Origin of the sequence: Pseudidiomarina aestuarii, from assembly GCF_048263735.1 — a bacterium.
Lineage (GTDB): Bacteria > Pseudomonadota > Gammaproteobacteria > Enterobacterales > Alteromonadaceae > Pseudidiomarina > Pseudidiomarina aestuarii_B.
The window spans coordinates 577,508-596,739 of record NZ_JBLXDX010000001.1; the positions used below are offsets into that span (position 1 = coordinate 577,508).

18 protein-coding genes are annotated in these 19,232 nt (G+C 50.3%); all 18 read left to right on the plus strand.

Translation table 11 applies throughout. The features are described from left to right. Positions 1–9 precede the first annotated feature (9 nt). A complete protein-coding gene (locus ACN0S4_RS02720; RefSeq protein ID WP_417656179.1) occupies positions 10–1,581 on the plus strand; it encodes a DUF935 domain-containing protein in 1,572 nt (523 codons plus the stop codon). Continuing rightward, a complete protein-coding gene (locus ACN0S4_RS02725) occupies positions 1,581–3,011 on the plus strand; it encodes a phage minor head protein (RefSeq protein WP_417656180.1) in 1,431 nt (476 codons plus the stop codon). Before ACN0S4_RS02720 ends, ACN0S4_RS02725 begins: the two co-directional genes overlap by 1 nt. Next, positions 3,008–3,217, plus strand: coding sequence for a hypothetical protein (locus ACN0S4_RS02730; protein WP_417656181.1), 210 nt, complete (start codon positions 3,008–3,010; stop codon positions 3,215–3,217). The genes ACN0S4_RS02725 and ACN0S4_RS02730 overlap by 4 nt, the downstream gene beginning before the upstream one ends. Continuing rightward, complete coding sequence (locus ACN0S4_RS02735) at positions 3,217–3,654, plus strand: phage virion morphogenesis protein (RefSeq protein WP_417656182.1); 438 nt, start codon at positions 3,217–3,219, stop codon at positions 3,652–3,654. The genes ACN0S4_RS02730 and ACN0S4_RS02735 overlap by 1 nt, the downstream gene beginning before the upstream one ends. 266 nt (positions 3,655–3,920) lie before the next feature. Next, positions 3,921–5,093, plus strand: a complete 1,173-nt coding sequence (locus ACN0S4_RS02740; protein ID WP_417656183.1) for a phage protease — start codon at positions 3,921–3,923, stop codon at positions 5,091–5,093. Beyond that, positions 5,093–5,491 carry a hypothetical protein gene (locus ACN0S4_RS02745; protein ID WP_417656184.1) on the plus strand — a complete coding sequence of 133 codons (399 nt, stop codon included), beginning with the start codon at positions 5,093–5,095 and terminating at the stop codon, positions 5,489–5,491. The genes ACN0S4_RS02740 and ACN0S4_RS02745 overlap by 1 nt, the downstream gene beginning before the upstream one ends. A gap of 10 nt (positions 5,492–5,501) precedes the next feature. Continuing rightward, on the plus strand, positions 5,502–6,380 hold the full coding sequence (locus tag ACN0S4_RS02750; RefSeq protein WP_417656185.1) for a Mu-like prophage major head subunit gpT family protein: 879 nt from the start codon (positions 5,502–5,504) through the stop codon (positions 6,378–6,380). 79 nt (positions 6,381–6,459) lie between these two features. After that, positions 6,460–6,921 carry an HI1506-related protein gene (locus tag ACN0S4_RS02755; RefSeq protein ID WP_417656186.1) on the plus strand — a complete coding sequence of 154 codons (462 nt, stop codon included), beginning with the start codon at positions 6,460–6,462 and terminating at the stop codon, positions 6,919–6,921. 3 nt (positions 6,922–6,924) lie between these two features. After that, positions 6,925–7,347, plus strand: coding sequence for a gp436 family protein (locus ACN0S4_RS02760; protein ID WP_417656187.1), 423 nt, complete (start codon positions 6,925–6,927; stop codon positions 7,345–7,347). Continuing rightward, on the plus strand, positions 7,347–7,778 hold the full coding sequence (locus ACN0S4_RS02765; protein WP_417656188.1) for a hypothetical protein: 432 nt from the start codon (positions 7,347–7,349) through the stop codon (positions 7,776–7,778). Before ACN0S4_RS02760 ends, ACN0S4_RS02765 begins: the two co-directional genes overlap by 1 nt. Positions 7,779–7,782: 4 nt before the next feature. Next, the gene (locus tag ACN0S4_RS02770) at positions 7,783–8,706 is read left to right on the plus strand and encodes a hypothetical protein (protein ID WP_417656189.1); all 924 of its coding nucleotides are present in this window, start codon (positions 7,783–7,785) and stop codon (positions 8,704–8,706) included. Positions 8,707–8,732: 26 nt separating this feature from the next. Next, entirely contained in the window at positions 8,733–9,047 is a 315-nt protein-coding gene (locus ACN0S4_RS02775; RefSeq protein ID WP_417656190.1) for a hypothetical protein, read from the plus strand. Positions 9,048–9,118: 71 nt separating this feature from the next. Continuing rightward, entirely contained in the window at positions 9,119–9,403 is a 285-nt protein-coding gene (locus ACN0S4_RS02780; RefSeq protein WP_417656191.1) for a hypothetical protein, read from the plus strand. Next, positions 9,400–12,360 carry a tape measure protein gene (locus ACN0S4_RS02785; protein WP_417656192.1) on the plus strand — a complete coding sequence of 987 codons (2,961 nt, stop codon included), beginning with the start codon at positions 9,400–9,402 and terminating at the stop codon, positions 12,358–12,360. The genes ACN0S4_RS02780 and ACN0S4_RS02785 overlap by 4 nt, the downstream gene beginning before the upstream one ends. Further along, positions 12,357–12,950 carry a hypothetical protein gene (locus ACN0S4_RS02790; RefSeq protein ID WP_417656193.1) on the plus strand — a complete coding sequence of 198 codons (594 nt, stop codon included), beginning with the start codon at positions 12,357–12,359 and terminating at the stop codon, positions 12,948–12,950. The genes ACN0S4_RS02785 and ACN0S4_RS02790 overlap by 4 nt, the downstream gene beginning before the upstream one ends. After that, on the plus strand, positions 12,950–13,564 hold the full coding sequence (locus tag ACN0S4_RS02795) for a hypothetical protein (RefSeq protein WP_417656194.1): 615 nt from the start codon (positions 12,950–12,952) through the stop codon (positions 13,562–13,564). The genes ACN0S4_RS02790 and ACN0S4_RS02795 overlap by 1 nt, the downstream gene beginning before the upstream one ends. After that, a complete protein-coding gene (locus tag ACN0S4_RS02800) occupies positions 13,564–13,968 on the plus strand; it encodes a DUF6950 family protein (protein ID WP_417656195.1) in 405 nt (134 codons plus the stop codon). The genes ACN0S4_RS02795 and ACN0S4_RS02800 overlap by 1 nt, the downstream gene beginning before the upstream one ends. After that, entirely contained in the window at positions 13,968–19,226 is a 5,259-nt protein-coding gene (locus ACN0S4_RS02805; RefSeq protein WP_417656196.1) for a phage tail protein, read from the plus strand. The genes ACN0S4_RS02800 and ACN0S4_RS02805 overlap by 1 nt, the downstream gene beginning before the upstream one ends. Positions 19,227–19,232 lie beyond the last annotated feature (6 nt).

The window sequence follows — 19,232 nt, forward strand, 5'->3', positions numbered from 1 at the left end:
GAGAACAAGATGAAACCAAGAGTACGGATTTATAACGGTGAGCGTATTGACTTAGTTGCACTGCAAGAAGCTCAGACCCAGCGCTCCGAAGTGGCTCACTTGCTGCAGCATTTTAGTAACCACCCGTCGCGCGGACTGACCCCGACGAAATTATCAACAATCCTCGCTGATGCCGAGATAGGTAATATAATTTCGCAGTGTGAACTCGCTGAAGATATGGAAGAAAAAGACGCGCATATATTCAGTGAATTGCAAAAGCGTAAACGAGCTATGCTCGGTGTGGAATGGACAATTGAACCACCGAAAGACGCCAGTAAGGCTGAAAAGCGTGATGCTGAAATGATCACCGAATGGCTAGAAGATGGTGATTCCTTGGATGACCTGATTCTGGACATGGGAGACGCCATTCTTAAGGGCTTCAGTGCCACCGAAATGACTTGGAATTATGAACAGAAGCTATGGATTCCAGAATTCAACTGGCGTGACCCAGCGTGGTTTAAAACTCATAGCCAGTATCGAGATCAACTTCGCCTGCGTGATAATACCCCTGAGGGACAGGTGTTGGAGCCACTGAACTGGATTCTGCATCGTCACCAGGCAAAATCAGGATATCTAGCGCGAACAGGGCTGGTTCGGGTTCTTGCTTGGCCTTATCTATTTAAGAACTACTCAGTGCGAGACCTAGCTGAGTTCTTAGAGATTTATGGTCTACCGCTGCGCCTCGGTAAATACCCGACTGGGGCTACACGAGATGAAAAGAGCACGCTGCTGCGGGCTGTGATGTCAATTGGCCATAATGCTGGCGGCATCATACCCAAAGGTATGGATATCGAATTTAAGGATGCGGCAAAAGGCTCCTCTGATCCATATCAGGCGATGATCACTTGGGCTGAGCAATCACAGTCAAAAGCGATCCTCGGCGGTACACTAACCAGCCAGGCTGATGGCAAATCATCGACCAATGCGCTTGGGAACGTGCATAACGAAGTGCGCCAGGAATTGCGTGATTCTGATGTGAAGCAAATCGGCCGTAGCCTTACTGCGCAGCTGGTGATGCCATTTTATATGCTAAACGGTGCAAGCTTTAGCAGTGAGAATCGGCGTCTGCGGTTTAAGTTCGACACCAAAGACGCTGAGGACCTGAAAAGCTTCAGCGAGTCAATACCCCGCCTAGTTGATATGGGAATGCGCGTTTCACGTCAGTGGGCGCATGAGAAAACCAACATCCCCGAAGCACTTGATGACGATGACTTGCTGACAGCATCACCCAAATCAATTCATCCGAACCGAGTTGCCGCACCAGCAACAAATAAACGTATTGTGTCGCTTCGTCGCGAAACCGCTGTCGATGATGACGCGGTTGAGCCGTTTGGACAGCAGTTGGCCGCGCGTATGGCACCTTTCTTGGATAAAATGACCGACGATGTACGTGAGCTGGTTGAGCGCGCTCAGTCGCTCGAAGAGCTGCAGGACGCCTTGGCCGAATTGGATATGTCGGCAGATCAAGCCGGTCGTTTGTTTGCTCAGGTGTTTCTCGCGTCTGACTTAGCCGGTCGCACGGATGTTGAGGATGGCATTTAATGTCAAGCGCGCAATACGGCTCACTGCCCTTTGAAGAGGCAATCGCATACTTCCGCAGAAAGCTGAACATTCCGACCGAGCGCTGGGCAGATTTATGGGCCCAAGCGCACGATCGAGGGTTTATGGTCGCCGGCGCAATGAAGAATGATTTACTTAACGATTTTCGCTCTGCCGTTGATGAGGCAATTGCTAACGGTCGGTCAATCAGTTGGTTTAAACGCGAGTTCAATGACATTGTAGCGCGTCACGGCTGGAGCCACACAGGCAATGCCGATTGGCGGGCCAGAGTTATTTATAACACCAACGTGCGACAGAGTTACAATGCTGGCCGGTATGAGCAGTTGCAGCGTTTTCCGTACTGGGAATATCGGCACGGCGACTCTTTAGTGCCCCGTGAGCTTCACTTGAAATGGGATAGCTTGGTGCTCCATAAGGATGACCCTTGGTGGCAAACGCATTTCCCGACTAACGGCTATGGCTGCAAGTGTAAAGTATTCGGGCGTAGCGAACGGGAGATGGAGCGACGCGGACTAACACCTGATAGTGCACCTAATGATGGTCGCTACGAATGGACCGACAAAGTAACTGGTGAGGTTTTTGACTTGCCCCGCGGTATCGATCCGGGATTTGAATATGCACCTGGTTCAGTTGCAGAGCGCCGCGCGCTGCAGCGCACAGTTACTCAAAAAGCACAGATATTTGAAGCACCCCCGCGAGTGGTACCAGATATTTTTTCCACGGCCACCGGCGTAACAAACGATAGCTTCAACAGTATTTGGAGCCGCGCACCAGACTCAATGACTGGTGCTATCGATACACTTAGAAACTTTATGAGAATTCATCCAACGAAGACTCTATTTATTAAACAGGCGGAGATTGGCTATAACAACCGCTCTTCAATAGCTATTCAGGATGATGTAGCCAATTATCTCGGATTGAATTCTCGTGATAGAAAGTGGACCTATGGTCGTGCCACAAGGGCAGCAGGTTACACTGCTTCTTCCTGGGACTTTACCGTGATAAAGGTTAAGGCTAATACACGCTTTTCTAATATTGATTTAACGCGTATTCAAGACGAATTAAAGGCTCTGTTAAACGATCGGGTTGACGGAAACGTGGAATGGTCTGTGTCGCTCAGGTTGCGTCAGAAGGGCTATAATGATGACGGTATATTGACAACCTGGCTGCATGAGCTCGGTCATCAGATCCATTTCTGGGGTGGTCAGTCAAATTGGTCGCAGTCATTCCGGTCAGCAGGTGTGACCCGATATGCTGGTGCCAATCCGGAAGAATTTTTTGCCGAGCACTTTGTCATGTGGTTTTTTGCGCGCGACGAGCTCTTTGCCTATTCACCCGCTCTAGTCAGGTGGATAGAAGAGCAGCTCCAGTCGGCGCTGAGTTCAACTCAAAAAGGACGCTGGAAAGAATGACCGTTGAAAATGATAATGATGTCGTGCGGCAAGCCATGGATGTGGTAGCCATGCCGGCCACAATTGAGAATGCCCGGCAACTGGGCAAAATACTAAAGAGCGCTCAGGGTGAAGAAAAGGACCATATCACCGACTTAGTTGAGTCGTTCCTAATGGATGTTAATGATCCGGTAGTTCGTGAGAAGTTGTTAGAGGAGATTGGCTAGTGGCTGGCACACGTATCGTCATTGACGGCAGTACCGCCATTATTAGCGCCGCGATTCGGCCTTTGCGCGACCAGTCCGTAAACCTTGCCGAGCCCAACGCTGAGGTGGGCGAATACCTGATCGAGTCGCACCAGCAACGTTTTAGGGAAGCGGTATCGCCTGAAGGAGATGCATGGGCACCTCTGTCAGAAGCCTACAAGGCGCAGTCGAAACGCCCCAGTGACATCCTGATTGAAGAAGGAATCTTGATGGACACGCTTAACTACAAACCCGGTCCAGCCGAGTTGCTCTTTGGTACCCCTTTGGAATATGGCGCCGCGCATCAGTTCGGGTACCAACCCCGTAACCTGCCGGCACGTAAGTGGCTGGGATTGTCAGCAACCGATAGTGAGGTTATCGTGCAGATCTTCCAAGCGTATCTCTCAGAGGCGTTTTAAAGCAGGTTAAGTAAACAAGCGGTGCCTTGGTTAGCATTATTTGCCGATAATTGACTGACGGAAAATTTAAACGGGTTTTAAACGGTATCCTCGCACCTTGATCAGGCTGATCTTTCCGCGTTTACCTAAATGACCAAAGTTCTGGTTGAAAAAGACTAGCTGGTTATAGATAGTAACGACTTCCATTCCTAGGCAATAAACACCGAGCCAAAAGTAGCAAAACCCTTTAATCCCAAGTTGAAAGCCGCCATCGCCATGATGGAGGCATGAAAAGAAAAAACGCCCTCACCTCAATTGCCGCTTTGACGGCACTGCGATCCGAGAATGAAACCTCGGGTCTTGCCGTATTAAGCACCGTGATGACCGTATCCGATGCCAATCGTAAGCGGGTTCAGCTTCTGCCTGACGGTATTTTCCGCGCGAAAGATGGTCGTCCGTTCGACGCTCCACACTGGATACTTGACCAAACAGTAGCTGACCGACTCATTCAGAAAGTGTCCGCCCGCGCTAACGATCTCCATTTTGATTACGAGCACCAAACTCTCAACTCAGAAAAGAACGGCAAAGAAGCTCCCGCTGCCGGCTGGTTTCGTGAACTTGAATATGTGCCTGGTGAGGGCCTATTCGCTATCGAGCCTCGCTGGACGACCAAAGCGAAGCGTTACATCGAGGACGAAGAATACCGCTATGTTTCTGCTGTCTTCGCCTATGACGGTAAAACCGGTGAGGTCACTGACCTGCATCACGCTGCCCTGACCAATGATCCAGGCCTAGATGGCATGAAGTCGTTAGCGGCTATGAAACATTTTACACCAAGTTCCCAACCGCCCGAATCTTCGGGCATTCAACCACAACAGGAAGATAGTCCGATGAACGAAGCACTGAAACTGTTGCTGGCGACGTTAGGCATCGAATTTGAGGACAAAGACCTCGAAGACGCTGCCGCCTGTAAGAAGCTATCCAAGAAAGCGAACGATGCTATTGCCGCGTTGAAGGCAACGGCTGCTGACTCGGAAGATCTGACTACACAAGTCGCAGCACTGAAAAGTACTCAGGTAGATCCGGCTAAGTACGTACCAATCGAAGTTGCGAATGAATTACGAACCGAAATCGCCGCGCTTAAAAGCGGTGGCGATGAGGCTGCAGTGACATCGCTGATTGAGACGGCTCGATCGGAAGGCCGTTTGTTGGCCAGCGAAGTCGACTGGGCAAAATCTCTTGCTGAAAAGCATGGTTTTGAAGCCCTGAAGTCGAACATTGATGGTCGACCCACTATCGCGGCCCTTACGCGAGATGGAAAAGGTAATAAGCCTGGTGAGGATGGTAAGAATACTACCAAGCCTGATCAGGATGTCGAGTTAACAGCGGACGAGCTTGCAATTTGCAAAAATTGCGGTGTAGACCCTGATGACTATCGCAAAGTCAAAGGAGCCAGCTAATGCAGCTTACTCAAGATCGCGATACCCATCGCTCTGAACTTGCACTTGTGACTGACCCGGTCGCGGCCTCAGAGCGAATATTCGCTGGCAGCATCGTGATGCTCGATGCATCAGGTGATGCTGTTCCAGGCTCAACAGCAACCGGTTTAACACCACGCGGAGTTGCTCAGGAACACGCTGATAACCGAAATGGTTTAGCAGGTGCTCTGAGCGTTCGAAGCCGGCGCGGTGTTTTCTGTTTTGAAAATGACAGCTCGGTGAGTCGCGCTGACATTGGCGGGCAAGCGTATGTGGTTGATGACCAGACTGTGGCAAACACTGATGGCACCGGCACCCGCTCAGCCTTGGGCAAAATCATTGACGTGAACGCTGATGGCGTTTGGGTCGAAATCGCTTAAGGGGCATTTCATGATTGTTAACAAATCGAACCTGAGCATCATCTATACCGCCGTTAAGACAGCATTTAACAAAGGTTTAGTTGATGCCAACGCGTATTGGAACAAAGTGGCGACTGAAGTGCCATCCAGTACTAAAGAAGAAAGTTATAAGTGGCTGGGCCAATTCCCACGTTTACAAAAGTGGATTGGTGATCGTGTTGTTAAAAACCTGTCCGCACACAGCTATTCAATCACCAATGAAAAATTTGAGTCAACCATCTCCATTCCGCGGGATGACATCGAAGACGACACTTACGGCGTGTTCACTCCTCTCTTTCAAGAAATGGGTCATGCGGCCAAAACACACCCAGACGAGTTAGTGTTTAGTGTGCTGGCAAGTGGCTTTAATTCACTTTGCTACGACGGCCAGAACTTCTTCGACACCGATCATAAGGTTGGTAAGAATTCAGTCAGTAACGTTCAGGCTGGTTCCGGTGTGCCCTGGTTCCTGCTCGATACCAACCGGCCGTTAAAACCTATCATCTTCCAGAAGCGTCGTGAATACGATTTGAAGTCGCGCCAGGACGATTCGTCCGAAGCCAGCTGGCAGCGTGATGAATTTGAATATGGCGTGGATGCTCGGGTCAATGCAGGTTTCGGTTTGTGGCAGCTGGCTTTTGGCTCAAAGGCTGATCTGACTGAAGCTAACTTTGACTTGGCTCTGGAAGCCATGATGGGTCTCAAGTCCGACGAAGGTCGTCCATTGGGTGTTCGTCCGAACCTGTTAGTTGTGGGTCCAAAGAACCGGGCAAAAGCAAATAACGTGATTGAAGTGATGAACAAAGAAGGTGGTGCAAGCAACCCGAACTACAAAGCCGTAGAAGTTCTGGTTGTGCCCTGGCTTGAGTAAGCCTTAGCGCTCTCGTTCAAATCTCCCTGAGGCCGCCTGTGAAGTTTGGCGGGCGGTCTTTTTAACGAAGGAATACATGATGTCTAAGCAAATTTTAATAGCTGTTTTGGCCATGGTGTCAGCTCAAGATGGATACCGACGCGCCGGCATTGACTTATTAAACGGTAAGAACGAACTAGAACTCACCGAAGCTCAGCTCGCTCAGTTCGAAGCAGACTCTCGCATTGTGGTAACGCGTGTGGATGCGAAAAGTCAATCAGCAACCAATGGTGCCGGAGGCGGCAAGAAAGAGCCTGAGAAAGCGACCTTTAATGCTGAAGCACCGGCTGAGCTGGATTTATCCAGTTTCGAGCCTGAAGCCCTAGCGCCCTATGTTGCTGCTGTCCACCAGCTGCACAAAGACGGCAAGCTTGAGCTCAATGCCCAGGGCAAACCAAACGTCGACGATCTGTCTGTTGAAGTTGATGGCAAGACCATCAAACCAAGCGCAGCTGACCGCGATGCGGCTTGGGATGGCTACAAAAAACTGATTGGTGCATAACCCGTGAATTATTGCTTAGTGACTGATCTAATCGCGCGCTTCGGTGAGCAAGAACTTATTGCGCTCACTGACCGCGATGGCACTGGCACCGTTGTTGAGGTCGTAGCCCAGCATGCTATCCAGGATGCTTCGGCATTGATAGATGGCTATTTACTGGGCCGCTATGACCTTCCGCTGCAGCCGGCCCCGACTGTATTGACGCCGATTTGCGCTGATATAGCCAGGTACCAGCTGTATGACAACGAGGCTCCTGCCGTAGTCACTAAGCGATATGAAACGGCTATCCAATTTCTGAAGTCAGTTGGTAAAGGAGAAGTAACGCTAGGTGTCAATGATGCGGGTGCCGCACCAGGCTCAACCGATCTCCCGGAAATCCAATCCGGCGGTAATATCTTTAACCGTAAAAACTCGAAAGGGTTCATTTAATGCTGCACTCCCTGGTCGAATCCAAGTTAGGTGAGCTGACAGTCGATGGTGAACTAGTTTTTAAGACCGTTGAGTCAGCAACCAACCTTGATTCGGTTATCAAAGGCAATCGAATCGTATCTGACACGGCTTTTGTCGTGCCAATGACAGAGCGCGGCGCACCTCAGGAAATGAACACTTACAGCTTTCAGCAGCAGTTCACGGTGACAGTTGGTGTGGTTATAGCTTGTCGCAGTATCAACGACCGGTTTGGCAGTGATGCCATTGGACGAATGGAATCGCTGAAATTACATGTTCGGAAACATCTTCTGGGGTGGGAGCCGGACAACATGGAGGCGGTGCTGTTTGACCAAGGCCGCATTGTATCGTTTAGCGCAACGGCCGCGTTCTGGTTAGAGCAATACCGCAGCCGATACACATTCAGAGGATAATACCATGTCTCGTAAGACGAAAAAACGCTTGCTACTTGCCGCACTTGCAGCAACCGGCGCCTATGGCGAAGACCACATCATCGATAATGCTGTAACACCGATCGCAATGCAGACGATGGGACTAGAAGTAACTCCCATCGAAGCAACCGAGATTGATCGCGAGTTCGATAACGGCCGCCCTGGGAATAATAAGTTTCTGGTGGTTGGCAAACACTGCAAGGTCACGTTCTCGGTAGAGTTGACCGGTGGTGGCGGCGCTACTCAGCCGGCAAATTACTCGTCGCTACTGCAAGCGTGTGGGTTCAGCGAAACCGTTGGGTTGGATGATGTAACGTACGCTCGCATCATTAACAACACTGAAAAGGACATTACCTTACATGCCTACATCGACGGAGTGAATCATAAAGTTCTTGGCGCACGTGGTACCTACAAGCACGTTGCCAAAGTGGGCGAAGTACCAAAGATTGAGTTTGAGTTTACTGGGTTGTTCGGCGGTTTAGCCGGAGAGAATATTCCGGAAGCTGACTTCAGCGGCTGGCAAACTCCAGCTGCAGTAGGCGCAAAACACACCACGTTCATGCTCGACGGTAATGAACTCGAACTACATGAGTTTGAACTCGACGGTAAAAATGAAGTGGCCTATTTCGAAGGTACGAAAACTGAAAAGGTGCACCTTACTGACTGGAAGCCTGATGGAAAGATTGTTTTCGAGGCACCCGCTCATGCAGATTTTGACCCAACTTCGATATATATCGCCGGCGCTACCATGCCTATAAGCCTCGTTCATGGAACAGTCGTGGGCAATATTGTCACCATTGACAGCACAAGTATCCAGCTTGGAAAACCTAGTTATGGTGACAAAGACGGCATGATGACTTTCGATTGCCCGTTCCGGGTAATTGATGATGAAACCTTGGCGACTTCTTAAGTCGCCATTACCAGGGAGAAATACTAATGGCATTTAAAATCCAGACGGTGAACGAAATCACCTGGCCGGTAACCGCTGATATTCCACAGGACGGCGGGAAGACTAAAAAGCACAAGTTCTTCGGGCGCTTCCGCTACATCACGCGTACCGAGTTCAACCGGCTTTCGGCGCTGGGTGAGGAAGCTCTGTTACGCCATTGTGCGATTGGCTTTGACGATACGCCGGAAGACATCAAAGCGGATGAAGATGAAGTCAAAAACATCTGCGAAATACCGTACTACTGCTCTGCAATTTATCAGGCGTACCTAAAGCTACTGGTGGGCTCTGAGTCAAAAAACTAGAGACCGTAGCCCGTCAGCTCGCCAAAGGCCCTCAGCGTGATAGCAGCGAAGAAGAGGCCTTTATTGAGCAGATGGAGGCTGCGGGTGCCCCAGTTGAATTGATCGAACAGCAGCGGCTGAACTACACCGAGGCCGCTGTGATTGAGATTTTAGAAGTCTGCCACCCTGCGCTTGAGTGGTTCTTCCAGGTATACGATTTGCTGAGATGGAATCAGCATTTTTGTTTGGGATTAGACGTTGTAGCGGTTGAGGCCGATGCGCGGATGCGCGGTATCAATATCGATAAAGATGACTATCAGCGCCTACGAACACTTGTTGAACACTATAGCCAGGCAATTAACGAGGAGCGAACTTGAGTAACGACTTAAGCTTGATGATACGCCTTAAGGGCGAATCTTCCGACCTCGTCAATGCGCTGAGTAAAGCCAGTGCGCAGCAGCGTACCCTTAATGGTGAACTGCGTGCAACTGGAAATAGTTCGCAGGTCGCCACCCGAGGATTTGACCATGTCACTAAACAAAGTGACGTGCTTACAAGTGCAGTTCGTAGAGCGGGTTTAGCAATTGCCACCTATTTTGGCGTTTCGCAGCTAAAAAATATGGCTGTAAACTTGACCGGTGCAGCTGGACAAATGCAGGCTGCAGATGTTCGTCTGAGAAATTTAACAGATTCATCGGAAGAGTACGCACTGGCTCAACAATTCGTCAGCCAAACGGCATCCAAACAAAGTCAGGATCTCTTAGTTTTAACTCAGTCATATAGTCGGCTTCTTGCCTTGCAAAAAGGCGGCATCATAACTGGTGCTGAATCACGTCTTATAATGTTGGGTATTAACGACGCGGCCGCTGCTCTTGGCGCAACCTCCACTCAAGTTAATCAGGTAATGTATGGCTTATCACAAGCGCTTGCCTCCCCTTTAGTTCGAGCTGAAGAGCTCAACCAAACAGTTGAATCTTTGCCAGGCTTACTGCAAGCGTTGGACAAAGCTGCTGGGTTAGATCCAGGTGGATTTCGTCAAATGGTTAATGACGGGCAGATCACTTCCGATATGCTCAAAACCACACTTATAAAAGCCTTAAATACATATGAAGGTGCCGCAGCTTCCACATACGACAATATTAATTCAAAAATTCAGCGCAACAGAAATGAGTATTTAGAAACAGCAAAAGCGCTTGAAGACCCAATAGATGACATTTTAACTCCTCTTTTAGGAGTTCAAAGTGAAGCCCTTCAGTTTGCGCGAGAAAATGCCCAGGAACTAGCAGTGGCTTTGGAAATAGCAATGGTTGCGGCGGCTGGAGCTGCTACTTCTGCAATTCTGCGTTATGTCATCGCTAAGAATGTAAAAATCAATGCCGAACGAGCTGACCTCGCAGATACGGTGCGGTCTACACAAGCTGATTTGGTTGCAGCCAAAAACTCGCTTGCTAGTGCTCAAGCAGAAAATCGTAAAGCAATAGCTTTAGCAAAAAGCACGGCCACAACTCGCGCGTATACTCAGTCGACAAATCGACTAGCCGCTAGTAAATCCGCGTTAACCGCCGCAACGGCGAGAGCTGCTGCAGCTGAGAAAGCTCATACAGCAGCCATGACAGCATCAGCTGCCCGTGGAGGGATGTTAGCCACTGCTGGTAGAGGCCTGTTCGCTGCGTTTGGAGGATGGCCCGGCATACTCATATCAAGTGCAATTGCCTTGGCAATGTACTCAAGTTCAAGTGCAAAAGCAGAAACCAGCACCGACAAACTGGCCGCATCGATCCGTTCAGTCCAAGAAGCTCGCGGCATGTCATTAGGGGAACTGCAGGCGGACTTAAGCAAAACCAATACTGCCCGTATGCGTCTAGCTACTGAAATTTACAACATGCAGCGCGAACGAGCAGCGCTTGAAAACAAAGTGACTGATGCTGCCGGTCAGGGAACCGGTGATACGACATTTAATAGTTTGATGCGTCAGCTTGACGATTTGAACGAACGCATAGCTGATACACAGGCAAAAAAAGACGCGCTCGATAAAAGTAGTACAGAGAAAGGCGTTATTTTTGAAACCAAAACGAATGAAAGAGACAAGGCCACCATTGACGCAGAAAAAATGCGCCTTGAGCAACTCAATAAGGAAGCTCTCAAACGGGTAGAAAACTACAAAGCTGAACTTGCTCTGCTTGGCGATACTAGCGAGGCGGCACGAGTGCGATATGAAATTGAACATGGCGCACTAAAAGAAGCTGAGGAAGGTACCAAAAACCTGCTGCTCGAAAAAGCAAAAGAACTCGATACCGAAAAACAAATTCAAAAAGTGCATGCTGACGCCGAAGGCTATCTAGAGAATCTTCGTGAACAGGCCAATGTGCACAACATAACTACTGAGCTTGCTCGAGTTCGCTATGAAATCGAGCATGGCAAACTTCAAGGTATTAACGAAGAGCTGGAGCGACGACTATTGAACGAGGCGCGCTTAGCCGATGAAGCGCGCAAAAAGGAAGAAAAAAAACAAGAAAACCAGAAAATCGAGACGCAATTCACATCGATGGTGTCTGCAAATGAAAATGAATTAATGACGCCCGAGCAAAGAATTGCTGCAGAGTATCAAAAGAGACTAGATCTAATTGACCAGTATGGGCAGCTTGAAATTGCTAAAACCCAAGAAATTGAGCGGGCGAAACTTCAGGCAAAGCAGTTGTTCGATAAGCAAACTGAGGAATTGCAGCGTAAGCAGTTGCAAACACAGCTTTATGCTGGACAACAAATATTTGAAGGTATCGCAGGATTAGCCAAAGCTTTCGGTGGAGAGCAATCTGCCGCGTATAAGGCGATGTTTGCTGTCAGCAAAGGATTTGCCATAGCTCAGGGAGTGCTCAATCTTTCAACCGCGATATCTAATGCTTTTGCGCTGCCATTCCCTACTAACTTACCTGCGATGGCCACCGCGGCGTCTGAAGGTGCCCGTCTATTAACAACAATTAAAGGAACCACTTATCAAGGTCAGGCACACGATGGTATATCTCGAGTGCCTGCTGCTAATGAAGGCACATGGATGTTGCGCCGCGATGAAATGGTTCTGAACCCACGTCAGCGTGATAATTTTGAACGCCTAGTTAACCGCGTCGAAGGAATGAACTCTGGTAACTCATCCAGAGCGCAAGTAATCGAATTCCGACCGCAAATTGCTATAGATGCGCGCGGAGCATCTGACGGTATTGAGTCTCGCCTTGAAAACTTAGTGAACGAAATGATGGAACAAATGAAGCAGTCGCTTTATGACGATTTTGCAAGTAATGGTCCACTTTCACAGCGCTTGCGAGGTAACGCTGCTTGAATTTATTTCCAGATATCGAACCCAGTAAATGCGGTTTCACACTTATACCTGCTTCAAAAGCCATCGAATCTCCCTACAACCTAGTTGAGGAAGTTTGGGAGGAGCCAGGTGATAAATGGCACGTCACATTAACCTTTTCATTTTTGACAAAGGCTGAAGGTAGATTGTTGCGCGCCCATCTATTAGCGCTAAGAGGTCAAACCGGTATTACTTTTATAGAAGACACTAGCCATGAAAACCAAGGTTCATGGAGCGGAGCGCCGATTGTCGATGGAGCCGGTCAATACGGAACAACTCTAAATGTTAGAGGGTTTGCCGCTAATGAACTTGTTGCTAAGGCTGGTGATCGTTTTCAGTTGGGTCAACGTCTCCACGAAATCACAGAAGATGTCTATTCCTCTCCATCAGGTCTTGCGACGCTGATATTTCAGCCCGAAGTAATCAAACCTGCTAGTGACGGTGAATCTTTAGTTAGTGATCGCCCTCGTGTTCGGGCGATGCTCAAAGATGCAAGAAATATCCCATCTTTTTCGGGCACTAAATCAGGCTTCCGGAACATTCAAATCCAGTTTCAAGAGGCACTTCGATAATGCGGTTCGATGATCCCACAATTGAAGAGATGATAGCTAACAATGATCCTAAAAGGCTTCGTATTTTTGGCGAGCTCCAGTTTCCATCAGGTTGGGTTCGTGCGCATACAGGCCTTGGAGAACGGACCTACTTGGGAAATGTTTACCAAGGCATTGGTGAGTTGGCCAGCATAGGTAAGTTCAAAGAAAATGGTGGGCGTGGTGCCAATAGCATGGATTTATCTCTTGTTGTTCATGACATGACTTTGTTTGCAGATGTCGTAGACGAAGACCCGAATGGTGGTGACGCTCAACTACATCTTGTTGCTCTCGACGAAAATTTACAAGTAGTCGGTGGTGCACTTCTATTTGACGGTTACATCGCGTCATCTGGTCTGAAGCGAGGCCGCCCCTTCACTATTTCTCTTCGCGCATCAGATTGGTGGGAGCGTTGGAGCCAGCCGGTTCAGAACGCTCGCATGACCGATGAAGCACAGCAATCCATGTATCCCGGAGACCGATTCTTCGACCAAGTCGAGAAGATAGCCAAAGGCATTGATAGCGATGTGCCTGGTCGCTCTGTCGGTGGTGGTAGTGGTCCCGCAAATCCACCTGATTACAGGAAGCAGAAGTAATGCGCGTGAAAGATTGGCCAACTCGATTGATTCAACTCCTGCAGCAGCGTCGCACCATGCCATTTGAGTGGGGTGTGAACGATTGCTGTTTGTTTGCGGCAGATGCTATCGAGGCTGTCACCGGTGAGGACCCTGCACCTGAATTCCGCGACCGCTATTCCACTGAGCTCGGCTCTATGCGTGTGCTCAAGCGTGAGGGTTACGAATCTATTGAAGCAGTGCTTCGCGCCAAGCTCGGTGAGCCAAATCCAAGGCAAGCGCCAGCGCGTGGTGACATCGTCCTGGTCGACTACATGGGAACGCTCACGGTCGGTGTGTATTTCAACTGTGCATGGGTGCTCAGTGAAGATGGGCTGGTTCAAGCACCTGCAAAATGGATCATCCGTACATGGAGCATTAACTGATGCCTCAAGTCATTCCAGCCATAATAGTTGGTATCTCAGCTGGCGTTGCGGTCGGTGGGGCTGCCGCCGTTTGGATAGGTGTTGCGGCGGGAGTTGGAACTTTAGCGCTACAAAATGCCATGAAGCCCGAAATGCCATCGGTCGAGGAGAATGTCGGAGCTGCTCAGAACCTGACTACAGCACCGCTTCAGTCGAGACGTGGCGTCTATGGCGACACGGTCGTCAGTGGCAGCATCGTTGGCTACGCTCGGAAGAAAATCAACGACAAGGACACGCACGTTCTTGCGGTAACACTAGCCGGCCACATCATTGAATCCGCTGAGCTCTACGAAATAAACGGTAAAGAGCCTCATGAGGGTTGCCAGGCGATCATATTTGATGGCACGCAAACGACCGCTTCTCCTGATTTAATCGACCATGTTGAGGACTGGACGGAAGACCATATCGGCTTTGGAGTGGCTTATGCTGTGGTGTATGTGCCAGTCGACCCTGAGAAGATGTCGGGTGGTCTGAATAACGTCACATTTAAGGTCAAAGGCTCCAAGGTCTACGATCCACGCAAGGACACCACTGTGGGTGGCGCGGGTTCGCACCGCTCGAATGACCCAACCACGTGGGAATGGTCAGATAACGTTATCCTGTGTGCTTTTGACTACGTTCGATTCAAAGGGTTTAAGAAGCTCAACCTCGACAAGTTCGACATTGGCCATGTCATCGAGCATGCCACCATCTGTGATGAGCTCGTCGACTACGAAGACTCTGATGGTGTTACGCACCAGGAGAAACGATTCACGGCCAATGGCACTTGGATGTATGACGAGAGCCCGCCAAGTGTGCTGCAGCGCATCCTATCGGCCTGTGGCGGTAAGCCATATCGGCGTGGCGGTAAAATCTATCTGCACACGGCCAGCTATCATGGCATGGCTACGCTCACGCTCACCGAGAACGATGCAGCCGGCGACATTAAAATCATCCCACATCGCGAAATACGTGACCGGGTGAATCTGGTCCGTGCAAGCTTCGTTGACCCTCGCAAAGGGTGGCAACCGACTGATGCACCCGTGGTCAAGAACGCCACCTATCTGCAGAAGGATGGCATGGAGCTCGAGAACGACCTGCAGCTGTCATTCACGACCAGTTCTAGCATGGCGCAGCGGCTGATGAAGTATCACCTCGAGCGCAACCGAGCGGGCATGCGTATTGAGTTTCCAGCGAAGGCAAAGGCGCTGAGTGCATTAGCCGGACGTACGGTTCGCATTCAGTTCCCGGATGACGGTATCGACAAAGAATTCATCGTGGCCGAGTGGGACTTTGACCTCAAGAGCAAAGTGACTCGGTTGATGCTCGAGGAGGAATCCCCGCTGTTGTATTCGGATGACGTCACTCCGAACGTGGGCGATATCACACCCAATACCAGTTTGCCTGACTTCAACGTGCCAGCGCCTCCGGAGAACGTCCAGTTCACTTCTGACTTGGCGGCAACGCATCGACAGGGCTACTTGTCCTGGTCACATCCATTACCGCAGGCGGTGACGCATTACCGCGTTCGCATCAGTCGAGACGGTTCGGTCGTCTCTGAGTTCTCGGTCATTGCCAGTGATATGCCTCGGCAGGACGTCGCTGGATTGGACTCTGGTACCTACACCATAACAGTCGAAGCAAAGAACCGATTTGAGCGGTATTCGGAGCCAGCGCTGATTGAGCTCACGCTCGTTGAGCCGGTGCCTCCAACCGAGTTGGCCGTCACAGTTTCAGACTGGCAAATCCAAGTGCGGCCCATCCTCCCTGGTGTGGGTGTGCGGACCTTGTTCGAGTTCGACATCGTTGTGGGTGATGGCGAAGGTTACACGCCAACAGTGCAAGCCCGCGGCATGAGTCACATCTATTCCGGACTGGACCCAAGCACGCTGCATACTGTGTTCGTACGAACAGTGAATGACTTCGGTCGCTCTGAATGGATCTCCGAAGCGGCGACAACGAGCGCTGCTGGCACACAGGTTGATGGCTTCTTGCAGCCTATACGCGAAGAGCTCGATGCGATTGACACCTTGCTCGGTGGCGCATGGAATCCTACGCAGACGGTTGCTGAGCTGTTTACACAGGTGTTCCGTGACCAAGAGCTGCAGGAGACCGGGCGAGCCACGCTGGTTATCGCACGTAAAGCCGGTAAAGACGTCGAAGGCGCATTGTTCGCTATCGATGCCATTCAGGGGGACGTGTATAACGAGAGTACCGGACTAGCTGCATCATTCGCGCTGGCGCAACAGGCCTCAGCTGATGCTGACGGCAATGCGGAAAGCATCACAGCCATTCTCTCCGGAGTAACCGGTACCAACAACTACGCTGATGCGTTGCTCACGTTGCAGGCTTACTTCACTGAAGGCGGTTTGGGAGCGCGAGCGTTCCTGGGCGTCGACGTGGGTGGCCGAATCACCGGGATCGTGATCAATGACAATGGCGCCACGCAGCAAATCGAGTTTAAAGCGGGCTCGTTCGCGTTCTTGAATAGCTCGAACACGCCAGTCGTTTTTTGGGATGCAAACAAAGGGCGCTATGTATTCGATGGCACACTGGTTTCCGTCGACGCTGAGCTCGGTGGATGGCTGCTAGATGAAACGGCATTGGCAAGCGGTGGCGCTGGTGAGCAACGCGTCATTATCGATAGTAACGGCAACTACGTACGATTCTTCAACGCTGCAGATGAGATGGTGGGCGAGATGTCACCTCAACGCTTCATATTGGGCTCCGTTAATGGCCCATACATGGAGTGGACACCTGCAGGCTTAACAGTCAACGGCGATATCTATTCTCAGAACGGTAGCATGGGTGGCTGGTACATCACGCAAAATATGCTTCGCTCGGCGCAGTCGGGTGCACGAATCGAACTCAACGCTGAGAAGAACCGCATTTCAGTCTTCGACGCGGTGAACGAGAAGGTCGTTATGGGCTACCTCCAAGGACTACCCAAGAACGACGGCTCTGGTAATTGGGAGGCGGGCGTGTACGGCATCTTTATTCGAGCGGGTGACCAGCTGCGCATTGATGGGGATGTGAATTACACCAGCGGTGATTGGCTGGTTGCGAACGATGCCAGCGTCAAGATATTCAATAGCGATTATGAAATCGTTCGTCTCGGTACCAACGATGGCAAGAAAGGCGTATTCATCTTTGATGGCTCTGCTATGGCCAACGTCATTGGTGAGTTCTCATCAGCACGCATCAAGGTTGGTGTAGGTGACAATTCACTTGAGTACATCAATGGTGTTCTGACGGTTAGCGGCACGATTATTGCCGATGATGGAACCATTGCCAACTGGGAGGTATTACCTGGCATGCTGCGAAGTGCCTCCAGTGGCAAACGTATCGAGATAGACGCCAATAACACGCGCATCAATGCTTACGATGTCAGCAACACCAATGTAATGTCTCTAAGTCCTGATGTGATGCGTTTTGGTAATACATCGGGGACCTATATTCAATGGACGCCGGCAACTGGTCTCGAAGTCGTCGGTAAGGTTACGGCCACTGAGGGAAGTTTCAGCAACTGGCGCATTCGTCAGGACTTCATCGAGTCAGTTTCGTACTCGGAAGGCTCAACAAACTATCGTGCAGTGCTCTTCGCAGGCGATGGTACCAATGAACCATATCTTTCGTTCTACGAGCCTGGCAACATCCTGCGCGCTTCGCTCAGTCCAAGTCGACTGTTTGCCGGTGACGTGAATTCAGACTATATCGAGTGGACTCCCGTTGGTGGACTCGTGATACGAGGCGAGGTTCTCGCTGACCGCGGCGTCATTGGTGGTTGGGAAGCGACATCCGACTTGCTGCGTTCAGCCGCTTCAGGCACTCGCGTTCAACTTGATTCGACCAAGAATCGGATCTCGATATTCGATGCGGTCGATGAAAAGGTGGTCATGGGGTACTTGGGAGGGCTGCCCAAGAACGACGGCAGCGGCACCTGGTCATCAACGAACTACGGTTTCTATGTCAGAGCAGGTGACAAGCTTACGATAGATGGCGACGTTAATTACACCGATGGTGACTGGCTCATCGATGGCGATGCTTCTGTCAAAATCCGCAATGGCCAGGGACGTGAAATTATACGACTCGGAACCGTTGCCGGCATCAAAGGTTTGTTCCTATTTGACGGCTCAACTACCGAGGGCACCACTAAGCTTGGTGAGTTCTCAAACCAGCGCATTCAGGTCGGTACCGGAAGCCAGAAATTGACCTATGAAGGCGGTAACTTGTCCATCACAGGTACCGTCAACGCACTCGATGGCAACTTCAATGGAACGCTGACTTCGATTAGTGGCGAACTGGGTGGCTGGCGCTTAAATGATGGCTATATCCAATCGGTGACTTATACCGAAGGGCAAACAAATCCGCGAGCAGTACTCTATTCCGGTGGCGTTGGCGCAACACCGTATCTGACGTTCTACGATATTGGCAATGTCATGCGAGCCTCAATCAGCTCTACACGACTATTTGCTGGTAATTTATCTGGTCAGCACATCGAATGGACACCCCAAAACGGACTCACGGTTCGTGGTCATGTCGAAGCAATATCTGGATCATTCTCTGGCGCTATAGAGGGCGGAACGATTGATATCGGCAATGGTTCATTCGTTGTCGACGTCGACGGTAATATCACGCAACAAAATGGGTACTACCGTACTGCAGAGTCAACCTCCAGTGATGTCCGAGTTCTCATCGATGGCCGCCCATCAAGTCCTTATGCCATTTTTATCGGTGTTGGTGGAGCCTCAGATGCCAACGCAATATTTGCCATCAAGAAAGATGGTACGCGGATCATAGATCCCGATTGGATTCGTGATGTTGTCGGCACAACTTCAGAGTCACAGTTTGCTGCGAGTACTGGAAACAACTCGAACCCAGTGACCGCAACCGTCACTCATGCGTCCGCTGGTAATGCGGTCGATGCGACCGGAACGGTATCAATGAACGTCGTCATGGATGGGGATTATCGTGATTCCAATTATTCTTTGACGGCCATCATCAAGCGTGACGGAACGACAATCGCTTCTCAGACCGTCAACTTCTCTCAGACTTATTTCAATAACGAACCCGGTCTTACGGAAACAGGCTTTCAGGCAGCTATCACCCTAGAGACACGCGATAACGGTGCTGCAGCCGGTAACAGACAATACCAGGTCACTTTCACGCGCACCATTGTTGGAACCATCAAATTGGCCTCAAGTCGCGTGACGGTCAAAACCAACGAAAAATTAGTGTAGGAGTTC